Source organism: Bradyrhizobium sp. Rc2d (genome assembly GCF_900099855.1).
Lineage (GTDB): Bacteria > Pseudomonadota > Alphaproteobacteria > Rhizobiales > Xanthobacteraceae > Bradyrhizobium.
Window position 1 is genome coordinate 184171 of sequence record NZ_FNCU01000010.1, and the last position, 24184, is coordinate 208354.

The following is a 24184-nucleotide window of genomic DNA, read 5'->3' on the forward strand; positions in this document are numbered from 1 at the left end:
GTGGATTGAGGGAGTATCGACCGCATGCATCAGGCTGCACGCCTGGAGTTCGAGCGCGTGATGGAAGAGTTCGCCCGCTGGCAGGTCGTGCCCGAGGGCGAGCGTTCCCCCGCGCCGGCCTGGTGGTGGGGGCCTGCGATGGCGGTGCTCGACGACAATGAGCCGATGGGTTGCGCATGGTGCGCCGAGCTCGGCTTGAACGAGGGGTCGAGCTTCGCCGAGGGCGCGCGCAGCATTCTCGCCCTGTTCGTCGAGCAGACGTCGCTGACTGGACCGCAGGAGTTTCCAAACAAGTCCGAGGGCGGAGAACACGCCGTCCGCGAGCTGCACCCGCAGCCGTCAGACGACAGCGCGTTTCAGCCGTAACGCTGCGGCCTCCTCGGCGACCGGATCCCGCTCCGGCTGGAGCGGTGGCGCCACGGGCAGAACCATCGGCCGCAGCAGTTCGGCCATCTGTCGCGCCGGCAGCGGCTTGGCGATCAGATAGCCCTGCATCTCGTCGCAGCCATGGGTGCGCAGGAACGCCTCCTGCTCGGCATTCTCGACGCCTTCGGCGACGACTGTCATGCCGAGCGCCTTGCCCATGCTGATGATCGCCTGCGCGATCGCCTGGTCTTCCGAATCCTGCGGCAGGTCGCGCACGAAGGAGCGGTCGATCTTGATGGTGTCGATCGGGAAGTGCTTCATCAGCGACATCGACGAATAGCCGGTACCGAAATCGTCGATGGCGAGGCGAATCCCGCGGCTCTGGATGGCATCGAGCACCTTGAGCGCGCGTCCGACATTGCGCATCATCATGCTCTCGGTGACCTCCAGCTGGAGCAGCACCGGCGACATGCCGCTGGCGGCGAGCGCCTCGTCGACGTCCTGCAACAGATGCTCGTCGGCGAACTGGCGCGGCGACAGGTTGACCGCCATCGACAGCGGCAGCAGGCCGCGTCGCTGCCAGGCCATGGCTTGCGCGCAGGCTTCATTCAGCACCCAGCGGCCGATCGGCACGATCAACCCGGTCTCCTCCGCAAGTGGAATGAATTGCGCCGGCGAGACATTGCCGAGATCGGGATGCGTCCAGCGCAGCAGCGCTTCCACGCCGGTTATCTGGCCGGTCTCCATATCCACCTTGGGCTGGTAGTTCAGCGAAAACTGCTCGCGCTCCAGCGCCCGGCGCAGCGCGCTCTCCAGTGACAGACGTTCGATCGACTGCGTCTTCACTTCCTTGGAGAAGAAGCGATAGCCGTTCTTGCCGTCTTCCTTGGCGAGATACATCGCCATGTCGGCGTTCTTGGTCAGCGTCTGCGCGTCGGATCCGTTGGCCGGATACATCGCGATGCCGATCGAGGCCGTGGTGTGGCACTCGTGGCCGGCCAGCTCCGTGGGCTCGGCAAGCGCGGCGAGCAGTCCGCTGGCGATGCGCTGGACGTCGTCGATCTCGCCGCACTGGTCGAGGATCACCACGAACTCGTCGCCGCCGAGCCGCGCCACCACGTCGCTTGACCGCAGCGCGCCGCGCAAGCGATTCGCCACTTCGAGCAGGAGCAGGTCGCCAGCCTCGTGACCCAGCGAATCGTTAATGACTTTGAAGCGGTCGAGATCGATGAACAGCACCGCAAAACGGTGATCGTTGCGCTGCGCCACGTCGATCGCCTCGCGCAGCAATCCGTTGAACGTCTCGCGGTTCGGCAGGTCCGTCAGGCTGTCATGCGAGGCGAGGTATTCGATCCGCTCATCCGCCTTGTTCTTCTCGTCGGCGCGATCGAAATTCTCCATCGCGAAGGCGACATTGTCGGCGAGGCGCTGCAACAGCTCGACGAACTCGGCCGTGAACGTGTCCTTTTCGGTCGACATGTAGATCATGACGCCGACAGCCAGATCGTGAACGACGAGGGGGATCGCCGCGCCCGAGCGCGCACCGTCGCCGCGAACGATGGCGTGGAAGGCGCTCACGCGCTGGTCGTTGAGGTAGTCGTTGCTGATGCAGGGCTGCCGGGTTCGGAACGCTGTGCCGGCCATGCCCCGGCCCTCGGGGCGCTCGGGGTCGACAGAGAGGCGGACATTACGCGTGGTGTCGGACGACGGTCCGGCGCTGGCGACGATCTTGAGCTGATCGCTGTCGGCGCTGGCGAGCGCAATCGTCGTCGAGGTGAATTTGGCGCCGTTCGAAGCGGCGAGGCACACGAGGTCGAACAATTCGGCGCGCGATTTCGCCCGCATGATCGCCTCGTTGGTCGCGCTCAGCGCCGCGAACATGCGGGTCAGACGCTCCTTCTGCGCCTCGGTGCGGGCCTTTTCCTCGGCGCGATCAAAATTGTCGAGCGCGAAGGAGACGTTTTCGGCAAGGCGAGCCAGCAGCTCGACCAGATCGGGCGTGAATGTATCCTCCTCCGGCGCAAGGAACAGCAGAATGCCGATCGGCTCCTGACCGGCGCGCAGAAGCGGGAAGCTGGCAGCGGCGCGGGTCCCGTCCTCGACTGCCTTGGAGTGCCAATGTGCCGAGCGCGGGTCGTTCATATAGTCGTTGATGACACTGGGCCGGCACGTCCGCAGCGAGGTTCCGATGATCCCCTGGCCCTCGGGATGATCTGGGGAAATCGCGCAGGTGCGCCCGACCATTCGCTCCTGAAGCCGCCCCTTCGCCGCGACGACCCGGACCAGCTCACGTTTCTCGTCGGTGATTCCAATCGTCGCCGAGGTGAACATACCGCCCAGCACGGCCGCCTGACATGCGACGTCGAACAGCTCCTCGCGGGTCTCGGCGCGCATGATGGCTTCGTTGGTGGCGCTCAACGCCGCGAACATGCCGCTCAGCCGGTCTCGCTGCTTGTCGGCCTTCGCCTTCTCCTCGGCGCGGTCGAGATTTGCGATCGCAAATGACACATTGCGAGCGAGCCGTTGCAGCAGTTCGACCAATTCAGGCGTGAACGCGCCGATCTCGAGGGAATTGAACAGAAACACGCCCTCCGCGCGTTCGCCGTTGAGCAGCGGCAGCGCAGCGGAGGACTTGACGCCGGTTCGGCGGGCACTGTCGTGCCAGGGCTTGAGGCGCTCGTCGGCGAACAGGTCGTTGGTGAGGCACGGCTGCCCGGTGCGGAAGCACGTGCCGGTCAGGCCTCTTCCCTCCGGCACCTTGTCGGTCGTGGCGAATTTGAGCGTGCGTACTTCATCGGAGTTCGGCCCTGCAGAGGCGACGACCCGCAGCAGCTCGGACGCAGGCTCGGCGAGCGCGATCGTCGCCGAGCCGAACTTGCCGCCCTGTACCGAAGCTTCGCATACGAGATCGAACAGCTCGGCACGCGATGTGGCCCGGATGATCGCTTCATTGGTGGCGCTCAGCGCGGCGTACATGCGCGCGAGCCGTTCCTCCTCGTGCGCGATCTGCGCCTTCTCCTCGTCGCGATCGAAGTTCTCGAGCGCAAAGCACACGTTCTCGGTCATGCGCAGCAACAGCGCGACGATACCCTCGTCCTTCGCCCAGGATTTGCTGACGAAGAAGAACATCACGCCGACGCTGCTTCCGCGCTTGATCAGTGGCGCGGCGACGCAGGCGACCGCGCCGGCATTGATGTTGGCTCGCTCCCAGGTCGTTCCCTTGGTGCGACCGACGAGATCGTCTTCGACCATCGCCTTCTGCGTCCGGAAGACCTGGCCGGAGATGCCCCGACCGTGAGGATTGTCGGGATCGACCGAGTAGCGCGCCTGCCTGATCAGGTCGAGATTTTGTCCGGTTGCGGCCACCGGCATCAGCCAGTGCGAATTTTGCTCGCGCAGCAGCACGAAAGTCGCCAGCGATTTACCGCCGTGCACTGCTGCGTCGCAGACCCGTTGATACAAGTCCAATTCGGTGCTGGCTTTGAGGATTGCTTCGTTCGTCGCGCTCAGCGCCCCAAACATGCGATTGAGCCGCCGCATCGCTGCCTCGCTGTCCCGGCGTGCTCCTTCTCGCTCGAAATTCTCGATCGCATAGGAGATATTGGCCGACATGCGCTCGAACAGCGACACCATCTGCTCGTTCAGCGAGCCGGCTTCGCGGCGGGTCACGTAGAGCACGCCGACGCTGTTGCCATTGCAGAGCAGCGGCAACGCCGCGGCCGCGCCGATATGGGCCTTGGCCGCTCCCTCGCGCCACGCCAGCGAACGCGGGTCGTTCAGATAGTCGTTGCTGATGCACAGCTTCTGATCGCGAAACGCCTCACCGCCGACGCCGGATCCTTCGGGCGTGCCTGCTTCCGTCGTGATCATGATCGAGCGCAGCCGCGCAACGTCGTCGCCGCAACCGGCCGCAAAATGCAGCCGCCCGCAATCCGGTCCCACCAGGAATACGGCGACGGCCAAGAAGTCTCCACTCGAAAACCCGGCGTCGCAGACCTTCTGGTACAGCTCGTCCGGCGATTTCGCGTAGAGGATCGCTTCGTTGATGGCGCTCAACGCCGCAAAGGTGCGCGCGAGTGTCGTCGGCACGATCTCAGCTCCCGGGCATTTCTGCCCATTTCTCCCGGGTGACTTTATGAATGCCGATCGCCTAAGTGGTCGTTATTGCGCGCTGCAAACCGTCGATCAAAGTGAATGAGCTGCGAACGACCGGCGCCAAACTATCAAAAATACCGCCGCACGGGATGAAGTTTCGACCAAAGGTGCGCTCTCTTTACGAATTTGCAGCCCTGTATTGGTTTACGGGAGATTGATATCGCAGCGGCGCTTTGAGACGATGGCACCCAACGAGCAGCGTGTTAAGGGCACTAAGCCGAGGGAACGCCATGCCGATCGTCAGGGCCGATCGCCTCACGCGCATCAGCGCCGCACTGCTCCGTGCCGCCGGAGCGTCCGAGGAAGAGGCCGACGCAGTCGCCACCGGCTGCGTCAACGCCAATCTCGCCGGCCATGACTCGCACGGCGTAATCGCCGTTCCCACCTATATCGACCGCATCAAGGCCGGACACATCGTGCCCGGCGCCGAATGGACCATCGTCCAGGAATCGCCGACCACGACCGTGATCGACGGCCATTGGGGATTCGGCTTCCACGTCAATGCAAAGGCGATGGCACTGACCATCGAGAAGGCGAGGACGACGAACGTCGTCGCCTGCACCGTGTTCCGGCAAAGCCATGTCGGCCGCCTCGCCGCCTATCCGTTGATGGCGATGCGCGAAGGCATGATCGGGATTGCGACCGCGGATTCCGGGCGCTCGCCGAAGCACGTCGCCCCGTTCGGCGGCAAGGAAGCGCGGCTCGGCACCAACCCGATCTCGATCGCGGTGCCGTCCGACCTCGACGCGCCGTTCTATCTGGACATGGCGACCTCGGCGGTGGCGGCCGGCAAGGTCCAGCTCGCCGTCGCCCGCGGCGAAGAAATTCCAACGGGATGGATCATCGATGCCGAGGGGCGGCATACCACCGATCCGACCCAATACCGCAAGGGCGGCGCGCTGCTGCCGCTCGGCGGCACCGAAGGCTACAAGGGCAGCGGACTTGCTGCCATGGTCGAGGTGCTATGCGGCCTGCTCACCGGTCTCGGCTTCGGCGTCGAGCCCACCGGGCGGCACAATGACGGATGCTTCATGGCGGTGTTCAACGTCGCGGCCTTCCGTCCGCTGCAGGAGTTCAAGCGTGAAGTCGCCGAGTTTGCACGCTACCTCAAATCGACACCGCCGTCCGAGGGCAGCAAGGGCGTGTTCTATCCCGGCGAGATCGAGGGCCTGCGCGAGCAGCAACGTCTGCGCGACGGCATCGAGATCGAGGATGCCACTTGGGAGAAGCTGCGCGCGCTGGCGCGCGAGTACAGGCTCGACACCGTCCTCGATCTGGCCTGACGGCATCAGGAGAACAGCAGCATGACGCGGCAGGTGGTACTGGTCGGCTTCCTCCAGGCTCAGAACTGCACGAACTTGCCGAGTTCCTGGCGGCATCCGGACTCGCGCAACGATTCCATGTCGGCGGATTACTATCAGGAGATCGCGAAAATCCTCGAGGCCGGCAAGTTCCACATGGCGTTCTTCGACGATCGCCTGGCGATGCCAGACCGCTACGGTAACGATCACGCCCACACCGTCGAATACGGCATCCGCTGCGTGAAGATGGACCCGCTGATCGTGCTAACCACGATGGGCATGGTCACCGAGAAGCTCGGCCTTGGCTCGACCTGCTCCACCACGTACTACGAGCCGTTCGACGTCGCCCGGCGCTTTGCAACGCTCGACCTGATGTCCGGCGGGCGTGCCGGCTGGAACGTCGTCACCTCGCTCAACGACGGCGAGGCGCTCAATATGGGGCGCGACTCCCACCCGGAACATGACTCCCGCTACGACCGCGCCGACGAGTTCATGGAGGTCGTGCTCGGCCACTGGGACACCTGGGAGGACGGCGCGCTCATCATGGACAAGCAAAGCGGCCGCTTTGCCGATCCGGCCAAGGTCAAGCGGCTCGATCATAAGGGGCCGGCCTTCAAGTCACGCGGACCGTTCACCGTGCCGCGCTCGGACCAGGGCCATCCCGTGATCATCCAGGCCGGCGCATCCGGCCGTGGCCAGCGCTTCGCGGGGCGATGGGGCGAAGTGATCTTCACCGCCGCGCGCAACCTCGCCGCCGCCAAGGACGGCTATGCTTCCGTGCGCAACGAAGCCGCCAAGGCTGGCCGCGATCCCGACCAGATGTTCCTCTGCAACTTGACGACGCCGGTCTGCGCGGCGACCAGGGCGGAGGCCGAAGACAAGATGGCGCTGATCAACAAACTTCCGCTCGAGATCGACGCGCTGTCGCTGCTCGCCGAAGCGCTCAATTATGACTTCGCCTCCAAGGATCTCGACGAGCCGCTGACGACGGACGAGCTGAAGAGCATGCAGGGCATCTTAGGGATTCGCGACGGCGTGCTGAAGAATTCGGGCAAGAGCAACCCGAGCGCGCGCGATTTCGTCACCTTCTCCGGCCGCGGCCAAGTCCAGGACGCAATGGTTGGCGGCCCCAAGGAGATCGCGGACAAGCTGGAGGAGATGTTCGTCGAGCGCGGCTGCGACGGATTTGTCATCGCCGCGACTTACGTGCCCGGCTCCTACGCGGACTTCGTGCAACACGTCGTGCCGGAATTGCAGCGACGCGGGCTATTCCAGAAAGAGTACCGCGGCAAGACGTTGCGGGACAATCTCGGGCTGAAGCGGCCGGCCGCAGGTGCTTGGAAGACGCGGCCCCGCGATGCCGCGGAATAATGACGAGGACCGGACATGCGTTGGCTGAAATTCACCGCGTCGGACAAGACATCCTGGGGGATCCTCGAGGGTGACAAGGTGATCGCCGTCGACGGCGATCCCTTCAGTGAATGGCAGCGCACCTCGCGCACGCATTCGCTGGCACAGGTCAAGATCGAGCTGCCACTGATCCCGCGCACCTTCTATTGCGTCGGCCTGAACTATCTGAAGCACCTGAAGGAGGCCGCCGACAAACGCGGCGAGGTACCGGCGGTGCCCGACCGGCCCGAAATCGGCTATCGCGCGCAGAACGCGCTGATCGCACACGACGAGGATGTCGTGATCCCGTCCTTTGCGACGGACAAGATCCACTATGAAGGCGAGCTCGTCGTTGTCATCGGCAAGAAGGTGAAACATCTCACTGAAGCGAACGCGATGGATTGCGTGTTCGGCTACACCATCGGCAACGACGTCAGCGAGCGCAGCTGGCAGAAGGCCGATCGCAGCCTGTGGCGTTCCAAGAACGTCGACACGTTCAAGCCGATGGGACCGTGGATCGAGACCAAGGCCGATCTCGAAAAGATGCAGACTATCGTCCGGGTCAACGGCAAGGAGACCAATCGCTTCCACACCAATGACATGATCTTCGGCGTGGTGCCGTTCCTGGTCGAGCTGACCAGATATTTCACGCTATGGCCCGGTGATGTGATCTGGATGGGCACGGACGGCGCCTCGCCGGATATCAAGCATGGCGATGTCGTCGAGATTGAGATCACGGGGATCGGGACGTTGCGCAACAGGTTTGTGCGGGAGGGGCAATAGCTCAGCGCGCGGCCCGGGATCGGCCCTTCACATGATCGATGAAGGCTCGAAGCTTCGGCATGATTTGTCGATGGCTGGGATAGTAGAGAAACACCCCCGGCGTCATCGGCGCGAATTTCTCCAGCACGGCGACGAGTTTTCCCGTTCTGACGGCGTCGGTCGCCAGCGGCCCTGGCACTTGCGCAAGGCCGACGCCTTCGACGGCGGCACCTAACATCGTCGGGAAGTCGTTGGCGATGAAGGGTCCCGCAACGGCAATCTCGATCGAACGACCGCCGTCGTTGAGCGACCAGGGTGCGAGCGCACCGTTTGATCGCCGCAATCTCAGGCATGCGTGCTCGCGCAGATCGTCCGGCCGCCGGGGCCGGCCGCGACGTTCGAGGTAGGCCGGGCTGCCGACGATCAGGAAAGGCAACGGCTTCGTCAGGCGGACCGCAATCATGTCCGGGGAGATGAACTGCCCCATCCTGATGCCGGCATCGAAACCTCCAGCGGCGAGGTCGACCAGCTCTTCGCTTGCAGCAAGCTCCACCTCGATCTCCGGAAAGGCCTGACAGAACGAGGCGACCAGGGGCTCCAGCAGAATCGGCACGACCGAGCGCGGCACCGTGAGACGCAAGAGCCCGGCCGGTCGCTGTCCGAGGTCGCGCGCGGCCCCGCTTGCCGCGACGAGCTCCTCGAAGGCAGGCCTTGCGCGCGCAAAGAACCGTTCGCCGGCCTCGGTCAGACTGACGCTGCGAGTCGTGCGCAGGAACAGCACGGCGCCGACGCGTGCTTCGAGTGCGCGCACCGACTGGCTGATCGCCGACGGCGTTACCCCGAGCCCAGCAGCCGCCCGGCGGAAACTGCGGTGCTGGGCGACGCTCAGGAACGCCTCCACACCGTCGAGCGCACCTTGCCGGACTGTGAAGTTCTGCTTCATGGCCTATCAATATTATCGCGAATAGTCGCTCTCGCAAAGACGGCCTTACATCAGGATCGCAAATGCGCCGCGCCGCTGGTGCGCCTGACATTTGCGACATCGCGGCAATGGCCGTGATCAGAGAGATGAAACCGATGAAGGCAATCCGCAACATCGTCCTGGCGCTCACCCTCACACTGACAGGTATTACCTCCATGGCAGAGCCATCCCTTGCCCAAGCACAAACCACGTCACCGACAACCGGCGTGATGGTCATTCTGACTGTCAGGCCCGGCATCACACGCGAACAGGTCATGGCGGTGATGCCCGATGAAATCAGGCAAACCACCCAGCTCTATCTCAATGGGATGGTTCGCGAATGGTATTCGCGGTCCGATGGGCGCGGAGCCGTCTTCCTGCTGAACGTCAAGGATGTCGCCGAAGGGCACGCCATCATGGAAGGCCTGCCACTGGCGAAGCAGAACCTCATCGACCACGAGTACATCGCGGTCGGTCCACTCATGCCGCTCCGTCTGCTCATGGCCAAACCCTGAGCGGCGCCACGTCGAGCCGGATTGATAGGCATCGCCCCGGCTCGACAGCATGGTCAATCATAGGGAATCCGAACGTGCCGCCGAACTTCAATCTTCCATTCGTTCTCAGCGTCGCCGGCGCTTTCCTGACCAGCTCGGTGGTCGCTGCCATCTATGTTTGGCCGGCGATCCGCGTGATGCCGCGCTATGACGCCCTGAGACTCATCGCAGCTTTCCATGCGTTCAGGTTCTTGGGAATGAACTTCATGGTGACCGGGTTCGTCTCTGCGGAGTTGAGTTCGCGCTTTGCCGCCGAGGTGGGATGGGGTGATCTTATCGCTGCTGTCCTTGCGCTTCTGTCGATGGCGGCTCTCTCGTGGCGATGGTCGATCGCCATCCCGGTGGTCTGGATCTTCAACGTCTGGGGGACGCTTGACCTCCTGAACGCGTACTACATGGGCGCGACAAAGATCCCGGATCCCGGCCTGTTCGGCGCCGGCATTTATATCCCCACACTTTACGTACCACTGCTGCTCGTCGGCCACGCCCTTGCCTTCATGATTCTGCTCAGGGCCGGAACAGAGAAAAAAGTCCGTGACCTCGGACAGGATCGCGATCCGTCGGGTGCCGGCCGCGATGCTGCCCTTGCACGCGCCCGCAACCACGGCGTTCCAAATGGAGTGAGCACATGAGCACCGATGCTGTTTCCGCCACCATGACTGCCCAGCGTCCTCTCTGGCTCAGCCTGACCTGGACCGTGCCGTTCGCCATGCTATGGACCTGGTTGATCATCGCGCTACCTGCACTTCCGGAGAGCGGCTTTCCTGCGCTTGGCGTTCGGTTGATGACCCATGGACTCATTGCGCTCGGCTTGTGGCTCTGCCTCGAAAACACGGAATTGGCGCCGGCACAGCGCCGGGCAACCTGGTTGGCCTTGATGGTCCCCTTCACGCTCTGGGCAGCCGTCACCTGGACCGCAGCCATCAACGGCGCATTCGGCACCGGCGCTTCGCCCTTGCCGCTGCTTCCGGCGGCGATCCTGCTGCCGGTAATCGTCGGTGCGCCGGTGTTGCTGTCGTCGAAGCGGATCGGACAATTGCTCGATGCAATGCCGACGACCTGGCTCGTTGCCCTTCAACTCTACCGCATCTTCGGCAGCCAATGGCTGGCTTACTGGCTGCGCGGGCTGCTGCCGGGATTGTGGGCGCTACCGGCAGGAACCGGCGATGTGCTGACTGGCCTGCTTGCCGTGCCGGCGGCCATGGCTTTGGCAACCGGGACAGCTGACGGGCGGAAGGCAGGCATCTTCTGGAACGTCTTCGGCCTGGCGGACTTGGCTGTCGCGATCACCTTGGGGATGATCATGTCGCCGGGCCCGCTCCAGCTGATCATTCCGGACGGCCCGAGCATGGCCCTGGATCGTTTTCCGAACGTGCTGACCCCTGCCTTCGTCGTGCCATGCTCGATCCTGTTGCATCTCCTCTCGTTGCGCCAACTGCGCCGACGGTCGGAGACGGTGTGAGCCACGGATCCCTGGCGACATTGCTTCAAAACGGCAGCGCCACGCCGGTCTTGATCTCCTTCAGCACCACGTTGCTGCGGACGTAGCGGATGCCGGGGATGCGGAACATGAACTCGTCCAAGAATCTGTTGTAGGCAGCCATGTCCTGCACGACGACGCGCAAGTGATAGTCGGCATCGCCCGTGGTCGCAAAGCACTCCAGCACCTCGCGGCGCTTGGTGACCCGAGACACAAACTCGTCGACGAACTTTGCGTCATGCCGCTCCAGCGAGACATGGAGGATGGCGGACATCGCGAAGCCCGCCCGCTCGCGATCGATCAGCGCGGCGTAGCCGCGGATGACGCGGCTTTCCTCCAGTGCGCGTACCCGGCGCCAACAGGCCGAGGTGGACATGCCGACCTCATCGGCAAGCTGCTGGTTGGTGGCGCGGCCGTCCTTCTGGAGGTGCGCAAGAATCCGCGTGTCCTGCTCTTCGATCATGAGATCCCGCCAAACTGGATAATTTTACCGAATAATAGGCCAAATCGGACATATCTACCAGAACGAAGCTCCTATCAGGAAAGATAGGTAAGACCTACCAGCCGCCCGGGCCTACCCTCTGCTGATCCGGCAGGGAATGCCGCGGGAGGTCCTCATGGACGCCATTCCGTCGCTCGACATCTACGAACTCTCCGACCGCTATGACCGTGAGGAAGGCCGTGTCTTCCTGACCGGCACACAGGCGATCGTCCGTGTCGCACTCGACCAGGTCAGGCGCGATCGCGCGCGCGGCCTCAACACCGCCGGCTTCATCTCCGGCTATCGCGGCTCGCCGCTCGGCGGCATCGATCTCGAGCTCTGGCGCATCCCGGAGCGGCTCAAGCGTGACCGCATCGAATTCCTCCCCGCCGTGAACGAAGACCTTGCGGCAACCGCCGTGCTCGGCTCGCAGCAGGTCGAGACGCAAGCCGACCGCGAGGTCGATGGCGTGTTCGGGCTCTGGTACGGCAAGGGCCCCGGCGTCGACCGCTCCGGCGATGCGCTCAAGCACGGCAACGCCTATGGCTCCTCGCCGCATGGCGGCGTGCTGGTGGTTGCCGGCGACGACCATGGCTGCGTTTCGTCCTCGATGCCGCACCAGTCCGACGTCGCCTTCATGAGCTGGTTCATGCCGACGCTGCACCCCGCAAGCGTCAGCGAATACCTCGCATTCGGCGAATATGGCTACGCGCTGAGCCGCTTCTCCGGCATGTGGGTCGGCTTCAAAGCGATTTCGGAGATCGTGGAATCGGGCGCCTCCGTGGCGCTAAGCCCGCCCCGCGACTTCCGTGCGCCCGACTTCACGCCGCCACCGGGCGGCCTGCACTATCGCTGGCCCGACCTGCCGGGACCGCAGATCGAGGAGCGGCTGGAAGCGAAGAAGCACGCTGTCTACGCCTTTGCCAAGGCCAATCCGATCGACAGGCACATCTACGACATTCCGAACGCAACCTACGGCATCGTTACCACGGGCAAGGCGCATCTCGACCTTATGGAAGCGCTGCGGCTGTTGGGCCTCGATGAAGCGGCCTGCCGCAGCATCGGCATCGACGTTTACAAGGTCGGCATGGTCTGGCCGCTGGCGCTGCATGACGCGATGGAATTCGTGAAGGGCAAGCGCGAGATTCTCGTGGTCGAGGAGAAGCGCGGCATCATCGAGAGCCAGTTCAAGGAATATTTCTACGACTATCCGGGCGCGAAGCCCGAGCGCATGGTCGGCAAGCACGACGAGCAAGGAGCGCGGCTGATCTCCTGGATCGGCGAATTGTCGCCGCGCGCGCTGACTGCCGTTCTGGCGCGGCGGCTCGACCCGATGTTTCCGGGCCTCAATCTCGCCGCGCGGGCAGCCGCCTTGATGCCGGAGGCGGCACGCACGATCAACGTCCCAGGCGCGACGCGCACACCCTATTTCTGCTCGGGATGTCCGCACAACATTTCGACCAAGGTGCCGGAGGGATCAAAGGCACTGGCCGGCATCGGCTGCCATTTCATGGCGAGCTGGATGGACCGCGAGACCTCCTCGTTGATCCAGATGGGCGGCGAGGGCGTGAACTGGGCGGCTTCATCGAAATTCACCGGCCACAAGCACGTGTTCCAGAATCTCGGTGAAGGCACCTATTATCACTCCGGCTCGATGGCGATCCGGCAGGCGATCGCCGCCAAGGCCAACATCACCTACAAGATCCTGTTCAACGACGCCGTCGCAATGACCGGCGGCCAGCCGGTCGACGGGCCCATCAGCGTGCATGCCATCGCTCACAGCGTCCGCGCCGAAGGTGTTGAGCGCATCGCGCTGGTGTCGGACCATCCCGCGCAATTTTCTCCGCCCGACCTGCCAACCGGCGTCACAATCCATCCCCGCGAGGAGATGGACGCCGTGCAGCGCGAACTGCGCGGCGTGCCCAGCGTCTCCGTGCTGATCTACCAGCAGACCTGCGCCACCGAGAAACGGCGGCGGCGCAAGCGCGGCCAGATGGACGACCCGAAGCGCTTCGCCTACATCAATGATCTCGTCTGCGAAGGTTGCGGCGATTGCTCGGTCGAGTCCAACTGTCTCAGCGTCGAGCCGAAGGAAACGCCGTTCGGCCGCAAGCGCCAGATCAATCTGTCGGCCTGCAACAAGGACTTTTCCTGCCTCAACGGCTTCTGTCCGAGCTTTGTTACCGTCGAGGGCGCGACGCGCCGGAAGAAGACCGCGAGCCAGATCGACGCGATCGGCCGCGCCGCGACGCTTCCCCTGCCCGCGTTCGCAATGCTCGACCGGCCCTATGACCTGCTGGTGACCGGCGTCGGCGGCACCGGCGTGATCACGGTCGGTGCGCTGATCGGTATGGCCGCGCATCTCGAACGAAGCGGCGTCTCGGTGCTGGATTTTACCGGCTTTGCGCAGAAATTCGGGCCCGTGCTGAGCTACATCCGGCTTGCCGCTTCCCCCGAGGTGCTGCACCAGGTGCGCATCGACCAGGGCGCGGCCGATGCGCTGATCGGCTGCGACCTTGTCGTGAGCTCCTCGCCGAAGGCCTCCGGCACCTATCGCCGCGGCACGCGTGCCGCGATCAATACCGCGGAGATGCCGACCGGCGACGTCGTCCGCTTCCGCGACGCCGACCTCGCCTCGCCTGCCCGCCTGCGCACGATCAGCCGCGTGATCGGCGACAACAATCTCGACACGCTCAACGCGAATGCGCTGGCCGAACGGCTGCTCGGCGATGCCGTCTATGCCAACATCATCATGCTGGGCTTTGCCTGGCAGCACGGACTGGTGCCGGTCTCGCTGCAAGCGCTGCTGCGCGCGATTGAGCTCAATGGCGTCGCCGTCGAGCGCAACAAGCAGGCTTTCGCCTGGGGCCGCATCGCCGCTGCCGATCCGGAATTTCTGCCGAAGACGGACGATATGCCCACGGTCGAGACACTCGACCAGCTCATTGAACGCCGCGCCGATTTCCTCACCGCCTATCAGGATGAAGCCTATGCAGCGCGCTACCGGGCGATCGTTGCGAAGGTCCGCCGTGCCGAGGCTGTCCTGAGCAGCGAGGCCCTGACCGATGCGGTAGCCCGCGCCCTGTTCAAGCTGATGGCCTACAAAGACGAATACGAGGTGGCGCGGCTGCACATGCAGAGCGGCTTCATCGACGAGTTGAAGCGCGAGTTCGAGGACGGCTTCAGCATCCAGTATCACCTTGCCCCGCCATTCCTGCCGTCAAGGCGTGACGCACGTGGACGTCCGCGCAAGCGCGCCTTCGGGCAGTGGATCCAGATGCCGCTCGCCATGCTGGCGCGATTGAAGGGGCTGCGCGGAACACCGTTCGATCCATTCGGCTACACCGCCGAACGGCGCGCCGAGCGGGAGCTGATCGCCTGGTACGAGGACCTGATCGACCGGATGCTCGGCGGGCTCGACGCGGCACGCCTGGCAGATCTCATCGTCGTGGCCAAGGCTCCCATGGACGTCCGCGGCTATGGGCCCGTGAAAGAGGCTGCCATCGCCTCGGTCAAGGCGGAGGTCGAATCCCTGCTGGCGCGGCCGGTAACGGCGCGAGCGGCCTGACCGCCGCGCCGCTCATGAATAGGGATTGATCAGCTTCTGCTGCTCGGCGCTGTGATGCACGAGCATGTCGATGAAGGTCCTGACCTTCGCCGACAGATGGTGGCGGTGCGGATAGACCGCATTCATCGACATCTCGACCGGGCGATATTCGGGCAGGAGCCGAACGAGGTGGCCTGCTTCAAGATCGTCCTGAACCAGAAACCCGGCCATCAGGCAGACGGCAGCGCCCTCCAGTGCCACCTTCCGCAGCGCTTCCCCGCTATTGGTGACGAAGCGGCCGGAGATGCGTACCGAGGCCGGGGCACCCTTGCGATCGAAGAAGCGCCACTCGTCGCCGAAAGGATAGTTCAAGTGACGCGCACAATGGTGCGCGGCGAGTTCGTCGAGCTTCTGAACACGACCATGCCTCTCGAGATAATCGTGCGAACAGCACAGCACGTGCCGCCAAGTGGCGAGACTGCGTACGATCAGACTCGAATCCGGCGGCGCGGTCATGCGCAGGGCGACGTCGTAGCCTTCCTCGATGAGGTCGACGTCGGCCTCGCCCATGCGCAGGTCGATCTTGAGCTCCGGATAAGTCGAGAGGAGCTGCGCCACCACCGGCGCGACGAACGGCACCATATGCGTGGCGACGTGGATGCGCAACGTACCGCGGGGCACCGACTGCAATTCGCTCGCGATGTCGTCGGCCTGCTCGAGATCGGCGAGGATCTGCGTGGCACGGTCGTAATAGGCCTTGCCGATCTCGGTGAGGCTGACCTTGCGCGTGGTGCGATTGAGCAGCCGGACGCCGAGCCGGTCTTCCAGCGCCTGGACATGGTTGCTCACCATGCTGGTCGACATGTTGAGCTTGCGGGCTGCTGCGGAAAAGCCGCCGGTCTCGACCACCCGGCTGAAGACTTCGAGGCTGGTCAATCGGTCCATGCCGCCTGATTATCCGCTCTTGATCGATAATCGCAAGGAATTCGCCGGGATTATCTAACAGATCACCCAGGCGGTCTCGCCCGCCTACAGGTTCGCGCGGCGTGGGCCCTCGTTAGCAGCAATTGCTCGACAGGCGCGGCAATCGCTCTGGGGCAGCGGCACATCCGGTTCGGTAGACCTCAGGCAATAAGGCGATCCCCCGGACTATCCACCCTTAATGGATAATCCTTCCGGTATTTCGCCGATTATCATCGAAGCAAGAAAGAAAGATAGTCTCAGCACGCCGATAGGAGACCACCATGTCCGAAATGCCGCGCACCGAAAACTTCCAGCAAGCAACTGAAATCATTGATGTTTATTCCAAGACGCCGCCGCGCCTGCCCTCCCGGACGTTGGTCCGGCGCGCGGCGTTGGTGCTCGCACTCCTCGCAGGAACGGCAACAATCGTCTATTTCGGACACGACTATTGGACCACCGGCCGCTACCTCGAATCCACCGACGACGCCTATGTGAAGGCCGATTCCACGATCATCGCGCCTAAGGTCTCCGGCTACATCGCGAAGGTGCTGGTCGGCGACAACGAGAAGGTCAAAGCGGGCCAGCCGCTAGCCAAAATCGACGATCGTGACTTCAAGGCAGCACTCGACCAGGCCCGCGCCGATGTCGGCGCCGGCGAAGCCTCGGTGCGCAACATCGATGCCCAGCTCGAATTGCAGCAGCCGATCATCGCCCAGAGCACCGCCGACGTCACTGCTGCGGACGCCAATTTGAAATTCGCCCAGGAGGAACGCGCCCGCTACGACGACCTGATGAAGTCGGGCTCCGGCACGATCCAGCGCGCGCAGCAGACCGATGCGGCGCTGCGCGCCAGCACCGCGCAATTGCAGCACGCCAAATCCGGCCTCTTGGCGGCGCAGCGCAAGGTCGACGTGCTCACCACCCAGCGCGCCCAGGCGACGGCCCAGCTCGAGCGCGCCCGTGCGGTAGCGCAGCAGGCGGCGCTGAACCTGTCCTATACCGAGATCACAGCGCCGGTCGACGGCACGGTTGGCGCACGTTCGCTGCGCGTCGGCCAGTACGTGCAGGCCGGCACACAGCTGATGGCCGTGGTGCCACTCGATGCGGTCTATGTCGTTGCGAACTTCAAGGAGACTCAGCTCACGCATATGCGTCCCGGCCAGCCGGTCGAGCTGCGCGTCGACAGCTTCCGCAGCCAGCCCCTGCGCGGCCATATCGACAGCCTGTCGCCGGCGAGCGGGCTCGAATTCGCCCTGCTGCCGCCGGACAACGCCACCGGCAATTTCACCAAGATCGTGCAACGCGTGCCGGTGAAGATCGTGCTCGACGATCATAACCTCACCGGACTGCTGCGCCCCGGCATGTCCGCGGTGCCGACCGTCGACACCAAGCAGGCGGTGCTGGCCGAACGCGAGACGGCCAGGCATCTCGCCGACAACACGTCCCGTCCGAACGGCGGCTGAAGCTGACGAGGCTTCCATGAGCACGCTCCAACCCACCCTCAACGCCGCAGCCGGCCTCCCCGCCCCTGCTGCGCCCGCCACGCCGGCGGTTTCCGCAAGAACATGGATCGCCGTGATCGGTGCGACACTGGGCGCCTTCATGGCGGTGCTGAACATCCAGATCGTCAACGCTTCGCTGGCCGACATCCAGGGTGCGATCGGCGCCGGCATCGACGACGGCGGCTGGATCTCGACCTCCTATCTGATCGCCGAGATCGTGGTGATTCCGCTCTCCGGCTGGCTCGCGCAGGTGTTCTCGATCCGGATTTATCTCCTTACCAACGCGATCCTGTTCTTGGCGCTGTCCGCGGCCTGCGCGCTGGCGCAGGATCTGTCGCAGATGATCGTGCTGCGCGCGGTGCAAGGCTTCACCGGCGGCGTGCTGATTCCGATGGCCTTCACGCTGATCATCACGTTGCTGCCGCGCGGAAAACAGCCGGTGGGCCTTGCCCTGTTCGCGCTGTCGGCGACCTTTGCACCCGCGATCGGCCCGACCATCGGCGGCTATCTCACCGAGAATTTCGGCTGGCAATACATCTTCTACGTCAACCTCGTGCCCGGCGCGATCATGGTCGGCATGCTCTGGTACGCGCTCGACGCAAGGCCGATGAAGCTTTCGCTCCTGCGCGAGGGCGACTGGGCTGGCATCGTCACCATGGCAATCGGCCTGTCCGCGCTCCAGACCGTGCTGGAGGAAGGCAACAAGGACGACTGGTTCGGCTCGCCCTTCATCGTGAAACTGTCGGTGATCGCCGTCGTTGCGCTGACTGCGTTCCTGATCATCGAGCTCACAGTCAAGAAGCCGCTGCTCAACCTGCGCCTGCTCGTGCGCCGCAATTTCGGCTTCGGCATGCTCGCGAACTTCCTGCTCGGCGTCGCGCTCTACGGCTCGGTCTTCATCCTGCCGCAATATCTGGCTCGCATCCAGGGCTACAACGCCGAGCAGATCGGCTTTGTGCTGGCATGGACCGGGCTGCCGCAACTCATGCTGATTCCGCTGGTGCCGCGGCTGATGCAGAAGTTCGACGCGAGGATCATCATCGGTGTCGGTTTCGTCCTGTTCGCGGCCTCCAACTTCATGAATATCTATATGACCAGCAACTATGCCGCCGATCAGTTGCTCTGGCCCAATGTGGTTCGGGCGATCGGCCAGGCGCTGGTGATGGCCCCCCTGTCGGCCGTCGCGACATCAGGCATCGAGCCGGAGAATGCGGGCTCCGCGTCCGGCCTGTTCAACATGATGCGCAATCTCGGCGGCGCCGTCGGCATCGCGCTGCTGCAGACCGTGCTGACCAAGCGCGAGCAGTATCACTCCAACGTGCTGATGCAGTCGGTCTCGGTGTTCGAGCAGGCGACGCGCACGCGGCTGGAGCAACTCACGCAATATTTCATCAATCACGGCATCCTCGATCATGCGGATGCGTCGCATCGCGCCTATGTCGCGATCGGTCGTATCGTGCAGAAGCAGGCCTATATCCTCGCCTTCAGCGACACCTTCTATCTGCTCGGCGCGGCGCTGATCGTGGCCCTGATCGCAGGCCTCTTCCTGAAGAAGCCCGGCCAGACTTCCGCCGGCGGAGCCCACTGACCTCACCCCACGAAAGGAGAACGACCATGAAGCCCCGCATGAACTACTACCAGGCCGCGCCCGACACGATCAAAGCACTGATGGCGCTGGAGACGCAGATCCAGTCGACGGGCCTGGAGAAATCACTGATCGAGCTCGTCAAGATCAGGGCCTCGCAGATCAACGGCTGCGCCTATTGCATCAACATGCACACCGAGGACGCCCGCAAGCGCGGCGAGACCGAGCAGCGCATCTATCTGCTCAACGCCTGGCGCGAATCCCCGCTCTATTCCGACCGCGAGCGCGCCGCGCTGGCCTGGACGGAAGCGGTGACGCTGATCTCGAAGACGCATGCGCCGGACGACGTCTACGAGCAGGTCCGGGCACATTTCTCCGAGGAGGAGACCGTGAACCTGACCATGCTGATCGGCGCGATCAACGCCTGGAACAGGATTGCGATCTCGTTCCGCGCGGTTCACCCGGTGAAGGTGAAGGCGTCCGTGGCGTAAGGGTTGGTCGCTGTCACAACTCACGCCGCCGTCATGCCCCGCGCAGGCGGGGCATGCAGTACGCCGCGGCCTCTCGATCCAATCACGACCGTCTCGGAGTACTGGATCGCCCGGTCAAGCCGGGCGATGACACCTGGATGCGCCGCCTCAAACCGCCGTCGCCTTGGCGAACTCCACGTAGATCTCGCGCAGCCGCGTTGCCATCGGGCCGGGTTTGCCGTCGCCGATCTTCTTGCCGTCGATCGCGACCACCGGCTGGACGAACAGTGAGGCCGACGTCGCAAAAGCCTCCTTGGCGGCGAGCGCCTCGGCCACCGTGAAAGAACGCTCCTCGACGCGGAGCTGGCGCTCTTCGGCGAGCGCCACCACGGCCTTGCGAGTGCAGCCCGGCAGAATCGCGTTGGAGTTCTTGCGGGTCACGATGACATCGTCCTGTGTCAGGATGAATGCCGAGGACGAGCCACCTTCGGTGACATAGCCGTCTTCCAGCATCCAGGCTTCGCCGGCGCCGGCTTCAGCCGCGGCCTGCTTCGCCAGCACCTGCGCCAAAAGCGCCACGCTCTTGATGTCGCGCCGCTCCCAGCGGATGTCGGGCACGGTGATCACGTTGATGCCGGTCTTCGCCGACGCGGCATTGATGATGTCCTTCTCGGAGGTGAACATCACCAGGCTCGACTTGACGTCGCCCTTGGGAAACGCGAAGTCGCGGCCCTTGTCGGCGCCGCGCGTCACCTGGAGGTAGACGAGACCGCTCTCGACCTTGTTGCGCGCGATCAGCTCTTTCTGGAGCTCGGTGATGCGCTCGACCGTCTCGGGCAACTTCAGCTTGATCTCGCCGACCGAGCGCTCCAGCCGCGCCAGATGTGAGGCGTTGTCGACCAGCTTGCCGTCAAGCACGGCCGAGACCTCGTAGATGCCATCGGCGAACAGGAAGCCGCGATCGAGGATCGAGACTTTCGCGTTCGAGAGCGGGACGAATGAGCCGTTGACGTAGGCGATCGAGTCCAAGGCAGGTCTCCTGGCGGGAAATGGGGAATTTGGGGCGTTATACGCGAAACGGGGGTCGCGATCACCCCTGTTTCGTCATTCCGGGGCGGCGCGAAGCGAATGAACTATGATGCGCAATTGCGCATCTGAGAATCCAGCTCGCCTCGCGTCCTGCCGCTCGATGGATTCCGGGCCCGCGCCAAGAGGCGCGTCCCGGAATGACGACAGGAATTAATGGGAAAGAATCTTCGACAAGAACTTCTGCGCGCGGTCGCTGCGGGGCTTACCGAAGAAATCGTCCTTCGCGGCGTCCTCGACGATCTCGCCGCGGTCCATGAAGATGACGCGGTTGGCGACCTTGCGGGCAAAGCCCATCTCGTGGGTCACGACCATCATCGTCATGCCTTCGCGGGCGAGGTCGACCATGACGTCGAGCACCTCGCTGATCATCTCCGGATCGAGCGCCGAGGTCGGCTCGTCGAACAGCATGGCGATGGGGTCCATCGCCAGCGCGCGCGCGATGGCAACGCGCTGCTGCTGACCACCGGAGAGCTGCGCCGGGAATTTCTGCGCCTGCTCTTTCAATCCGACGCGCTCCAAAAGCTGCGTGCCCTTGGTCAGCGCCTTGTCGTGCGACCGCCCCAGCACCTTCTCCTGCGCGAGGCAGAGATTGTCGATGATCTTAAGGTGCGGAAACAGCTCGAAGTGCTGGAACACCATGCCGACGCGCGAACGCAGCTTCGGCAGATCGGTCTTGGGATCGTTGACCTTGGTGCCGTCGACCAGGATGTCGCCGCTCTGGAACGGCTCCAGCGCATTGACGCATTTGATCAGCGTCGACTTGCCCGAGCCCGACGGACCGCAGACCACGACCACCTCGCCCTTGGTGACGCTGGTGGTGCAATCCGTCAGCACCTGGAAACTCGGAGTGTACCATTTGTTGACGTGGCTGATTTCGATCATGTGTTTCTCAAGCCCTGCGGCAGACTCGGTTCACCTCTCCCAAGGGGAGAGGTCGGCGCGAAGCGCCGGGTGAGGGGTTCAGATTTATGGTTGGAGCAAAACCCCTCACCCGGATCGCTAGCGCGATCCGACCTCTCCCTATGGGAGAGGTGAAGGGCACCACCTGTCGAGAGCTCAAATCCACGTTCCGACCTAGCGAATGATGGCGATGCGCGCCTGGAGCCGGCGGACGCCGAACGACGCGATACAGGAAATGGTGAAGTAGACGACAGCTGCGAACAGATACATTTCGACCAGGCGCCCGTCACGCTGTGCCACCTTGCTGGCGGCGCCGAGGAAGTCGGTGATCGACAGCACGTAGACCAGCGAGGTGTCCTGGAACAGCACGATGGTCTGCGTGATCAGGACCGGCAGCATGTTGCGGAAGGCCTGCGGCAGCACGACGTAGCGCATGGTCTGGGCGTAAGTCAGCCCCAGCGCGCTGGCCGCGGCGGGCTGCCCGCGCGAGATCGACTGGATGCCGGCGCGCATGATCTCGGAGAAATACGCCGCCTCGAACATGATGAAAGTGATGAGCGAGGATGCGAACGCGCCGACGCTGATCGGGCGCGAGGCGCCGGTCAGCCACTGCCCGATATAGGGCACCAGGAAGTAGAACCAGAAGATGACCAGCACCAGCGGCAGCGAGCGCATGAAGTCGACATAGACGCCGGCGATGCGGCCAAGGATCTTGAAGCCGGAAAGGCGCATCAGGGCGAGCGCCGTGCCGAAGATGAGACCGCCGAGAGCCGCGAGTCCCGTTAGCGTCAGCGTGAAGGTCATGCCCTCGTAGAACAGGTAGGGCAGCGCGCGGCGGATGACGTCGAAATCGAAATTGCCGAGCATCGCTTATTTCCCCGTGATGTAGCCGGGGATCGCAACCCAGCGCTCGAGGAAGCGCATCGCGGTCACGACGACGGCGTTGACGAGGAGGTAGAGGATGGTCGCGGCGGTAAAGGCCTCGAACACCTGGAACGAGAATTCCTGCATGGAGCGCGCCTGTCCGGTCAGCTCGAGCAGACCGATGGTGATCGCGACCGCCGTGTTCTTGATGGTGTTGAGGAACTCGGACGTCAGCGGCGGCAGGATGATGCGGAACGCCATCGGCAGCAGCACGTAGCGATAACCCTGCACCGTGGTCAGACCCAGCGCGGTTGCCGCCATCTTCTGCCCACGCGGCAGCGACGAGATGCCGGCCTGCAGCTGCACGGCCACGCGCGCCGACATGAAGAAGCCGACGCCGATCGCGGCCGTCCAGAACGGCGCGTTCGGCAGCTGTTTCAACCAGAGGCCTGCGGCCTTCGGCAGGATTTCCGGCAGCACGAAGAACCACAGGAACAGCTGCACCAGGAGCGGCATGTTGCGGAAGAATTCGACATAGGCGAAGCCGAACCAGGTGGCGCCCCTCGACGGCAGCGTCCGCATCACGCCGACGATCGAGCCGGTGATCAGCGCGATGACCCAGGCCAGCGCCGCGGTCTTGAGGGTCAGCACCAGGCCCGCCAGCAGCATGTCGAGATAGGTGCCGGTCCCCATCGGGTTCGGCTGGAAAAAGATTCCCCAGTTCCAGTTGTAGTTCACGTGTCCCCCGCGCGAACGCGCCAGTCATGGATGTCCCGGCGCCTATGCAAATGTCCGGCCACCCTGGTGTCAAGAGTGGCCGGACATGATTCCGATCGAAAGATCGAGGTCTATATTACTTATAGTCGTCCGGGTTCGGCGAGTCTGTCGGCTTGGCGAACTCGTTCTTCAGCTCGGCCGAGATCGGCGTGTTGAGGTTCAGACCCTTCGGCGGGATTTTCTGGGTGAACCATTTGTCGTAGATCTTCTGGGCTTCGCCGGACGTATAGAGGGCCGCCGTCGCCGCATCGACCACCTTCTTGAAGGGGGCATCGTCCTTGCGCAGCATGATGCCATAGGGCTCGGGCTTGGAGAACGCGTCCTTGGAGATGGCATAGTCGTTCGGCGACTTCGAGCCGGCAACGAGGCTCGCCAGCAGGATGTCGTCCATCACGAAGGCGACCGCGCGGTCGGTCTCGACCATCAGGAAGGCTTCGGCGTGGTCCTTGGCCGGAATGATGTTGGCGCCGAGGCCCTTCGCGACGTTGGCTTCGGTGAGCTGCTTGATGTTGGTGGTGCCGGCGGTCGAGACCACCGACTTGCCCTTGAGATCGTCGATCGACTTCAGGCCACTCGACTTCTTGAAGACGTAGCGGCTGGCGGTCAGGAAGTGGGTGTTGGTGAAGGCGACCTGCTTCTGGCGCTCGGCGTTGTTGGTGGTCGAGCCGCATTCGAGATCGATCGTGCCGTTCGCCATCAAGGGGATGCGGGTTGCCGAGGTCACCGGGTTGAGCTTGACCTCGAGCTTGTCGAGCTTGAGCTCCTTCTTCACGGCGTCGACGATCTTGTAGCAGATGTCCATCGCGAACCCGACGGGCTTCTGGTTGTCGTCGAGATAGGAGAACGGGATCGAGGAGTCGCGGAAGCCCAGCGTGATCGCGCCGGTGTCCTTGATGTTCTTCAGCGTGCCGGTCAGCCCCTGGGCCCCGGCCTGGCTGACGACGAAGGTTGCGGCCAGCGCGAGCCCGATGTGACGGAAATGTTTCACTTTTTCTTCCCCTTTCGGATGATGCGGCCCGGATGCAAGCACAAATCGAG

At 63.8% G+C, this 24184-nt stretch carries 20 protein-coding genes; 11 read left to right on the plus strand and 9 right to left on the minus strand.

The window, feature by feature from the left end; translation table 11 throughout:
* Nucleotides 1-24 precede the first annotated feature (24 nt).
* Complete coding sequence (locus tag BLV07_RS15480) at nucleotides 25-366, plus strand: hypothetical protein (protein WP_091887012.1); 342 nt, start codon at nucleotides 25-27, stop codon at nucleotides 364-366.
* Here the strand turns inward: BLV07_RS15480 and BLV07_RS15485 are convergent.
* A complete protein-coding gene (locus tag BLV07_RS15485) occupies nucleotides 340-4455 on the minus strand; it encodes a sensor domain-containing phosphodiesterase (protein ID WP_091887014.1) in 4116 nt (1371 codons plus the stop codon). The two genes, BLV07_RS15480 and BLV07_RS15485, sit on opposite strands and share 27 nt — an antisense overlap.
* Before the next feature lie 296 nt (nucleotides 4456-4751).
* Between BLV07_RS15485 and BLV07_RS15490 the strand changes: the two genes are divergently transcribed.
* The 3 genes from BLV07_RS15490 to BLV07_RS15500 are packed head-to-tail and all read left to right on the plus strand — an operon-like array spanning nucleotide 4752 to nucleotide 7994.
* Nucleotides 4752-5804 (plus strand): Ldh family oxidoreductase, encoded by a 1053-nt coding sequence (locus BLV07_RS15490; protein ID WP_091887016.1) that lies wholly within the window; start codon nucleotides 4752-4754, stop codon nucleotides 5802-5804.
* 21 nt (nucleotides 5805-5825) lie between these two features.
* Complete coding sequence (locus BLV07_RS15495) at nucleotides 5826-7193, plus strand: LLM class flavin-dependent oxidoreductase (RefSeq protein WP_091887018.1); 1368 nt, start codon at nucleotides 5826-5828, stop codon at nucleotides 7191-7193.
* A gap of 15 nt (nucleotides 7194-7208) precedes the next feature.
* The gene (locus tag BLV07_RS15500) at nucleotides 7209-7994 is read left to right on the plus strand and encodes a fumarylacetoacetate hydrolase family protein (protein ID WP_091887020.1); all 786 of its coding nucleotides are present in this window, start codon (nucleotides 7209-7211) and stop codon (nucleotides 7992-7994) included.
* 1 nt (nucleotide 7995) lies between these two features.
* On the opposite strand, the gene BLV07_RS15505 is transcribed toward BLV07_RS15500, so the two are convergent.
* On the minus strand, nucleotides 7996-8916 hold the full coding sequence (locus BLV07_RS15505; RefSeq protein ID WP_091887023.1) for a LysR substrate-binding domain-containing protein: 921 nt from the start codon (nucleotides 8914-8916) through the stop codon (nucleotides 7996-7998).
* A 62-nt stretch (nucleotides 8917-8978) separates the two neighbouring features.
* Between BLV07_RS15505 and BLV07_RS48850 the strand changes: the two genes are divergently transcribed.
* From BLV07_RS48850 to BLV07_RS15520, 3 genes are all read left to right on the plus strand, one after another.
* Nucleotides 8979-9449 carry a hypothetical protein gene (locus tag BLV07_RS48850; RefSeq protein WP_091887025.1) on the plus strand — a complete coding sequence of 157 codons (471 nt, stop codon included), beginning with the start codon at nucleotides 8979-8981 and terminating at the stop codon, nucleotides 9447-9449.
* Nucleotides 9450-9523: 74 nt separating this feature from the next.
* Nucleotides 9524-10120: a DUF8737 domain-containing protein gene (locus BLV07_RS15515; RefSeq protein WP_244551120.1), complete on the plus strand. Its 597-nt coding sequence runs from the start codon at nucleotides 9524-9526 to the stop codon at nucleotides 10118-10120.
* Nucleotides 10117-10950, plus strand: coding sequence for a DUF8737 domain-containing protein (locus tag BLV07_RS15520; protein ID WP_091887027.1), 834 nt, complete (start codon nucleotides 10117-10119; stop codon nucleotides 10948-10950). The genes BLV07_RS15515 and BLV07_RS15520 overlap by 4 nt, the downstream gene beginning before the upstream one ends.
* Before the next feature lie 25 nt (nucleotides 10951-10975).
* On the opposite strand, the gene BLV07_RS15525 is transcribed toward BLV07_RS15520, so the two are convergent.
* Nucleotides 10976-11431, minus strand: a complete 456-nt coding sequence (locus BLV07_RS15525) for an Lrp/AsnC family transcriptional regulator (protein ID WP_091887029.1) — start codon at nucleotides 11429-11431, stop codon at nucleotides 10976-10978.
* A gap of 154 nt (nucleotides 11432-11585) precedes the next feature.
* Between BLV07_RS15525 and BLV07_RS15530 the strand changes: the two genes are divergently transcribed.
* Nucleotides 11586-15017 (plus strand): indolepyruvate ferredoxin oxidoreductase family protein, encoded by a 3432-nt coding sequence (locus BLV07_RS15530; protein ID WP_091887031.1) that lies wholly within the window; start codon nucleotides 11586-11588, stop codon nucleotides 15015-15017.
* Between the two features lie 12 nt (nucleotides 15018-15029).
* Here the strand turns inward: BLV07_RS15530 and BLV07_RS15535 are convergent, their stop codons facing one another.
* Complete coding sequence (locus BLV07_RS15535) at nucleotides 15030-15941, minus strand: LysR family transcriptional regulator (protein ID WP_091887033.1); 912 nt, start codon at nucleotides 15939-15941, stop codon at nucleotides 15030-15032.
* Nucleotides 15942-16240: 299 nt separating this feature from the next.
* Here BLV07_RS15535 and BLV07_RS15540 point away from each other — a divergent pair, with 299 nt between their 5' ends.
* The 3 genes from BLV07_RS15540 to BLV07_RS15550 are packed head-to-tail and all read left to right on the plus strand — an operon-like array spanning nucleotide 16241 to nucleotide 19537.
* Nucleotides 16241-17422, plus strand: coding sequence for an HlyD family secretion protein (locus BLV07_RS15540; RefSeq protein ID WP_091887035.1), 1182 nt, complete (start codon nucleotides 16241-16243; stop codon nucleotides 17420-17422).
* A 16-nt stretch (nucleotides 17423-17438) separates the two neighbouring features.
* Nucleotides 17439-19049, plus strand: coding sequence for an MDR family MFS transporter (locus tag BLV07_RS15545; protein WP_091887037.1), 1611 nt, complete (start codon nucleotides 17439-17441; stop codon nucleotides 19047-19049).
* 26 nt (nucleotides 19050-19075) lie between these two features.
* On the plus strand, nucleotides 19076-19537 hold the full coding sequence (locus tag BLV07_RS15550) for a carboxymuconolactone decarboxylase family protein (RefSeq protein ID WP_091887039.1): 462 nt from the start codon (nucleotides 19076-19078) through the stop codon (nucleotides 19535-19537).
* Nucleotides 19538-19684: 147 nt separating this feature from the next.
* Here the strand turns inward: BLV07_RS15550 and BLV07_RS15555 are convergent, their stop codons facing one another.
* The 5 genes from BLV07_RS15555 to BLV07_RS15575 form a co-directional block, all read right to left on the minus strand.
* Nucleotides 19685-20545 carry a D-amino-acid transaminase gene (locus tag BLV07_RS15555; protein ID WP_091887041.1) on the minus strand — a complete coding sequence of 287 codons (861 nt, stop codon included), beginning with the start codon at nucleotides 20543-20545 and terminating at the stop codon, nucleotides 19685-19687.
* A gap of 210 nt (nucleotides 20546-20755) precedes the next feature.
* Nucleotides 20756-21487: an amino acid ABC transporter ATP-binding protein gene (locus tag BLV07_RS15560; protein ID WP_091887043.1), complete on the minus strand. Its 732-nt coding sequence runs from the start codon at nucleotides 21485-21487 to the stop codon at nucleotides 20756-20758.
* A gap of 192 nt (nucleotides 21488-21679) precedes the next feature.
* Nucleotides 21680-22372: an amino acid ABC transporter permease gene (locus BLV07_RS15565; RefSeq protein WP_091887045.1), complete on the minus strand. Its 693-nt coding sequence runs from the start codon at nucleotides 22370-22372 to the stop codon at nucleotides 21680-21682.
* A gap of 3 nt (nucleotides 22373-22375) precedes the next feature.
* Nucleotides 22376-23107, minus strand: coding sequence for an amino acid ABC transporter permease (locus BLV07_RS15570; RefSeq protein WP_091887047.1), 732 nt, complete (start codon nucleotides 23105-23107; stop codon nucleotides 22376-22378).
* A 115-nt stretch (nucleotides 23108-23222) separates the two neighbouring features.
* Complete coding sequence (locus tag BLV07_RS15575; protein ID WP_091887049.1) at nucleotides 23223-24134, minus strand: amino acid ABC transporter substrate-binding protein; 912 nt, start codon at nucleotides 24132-24134, stop codon at nucleotides 23223-23225.
* Nucleotides 24135-24184 lie beyond the last annotated feature (50 nt).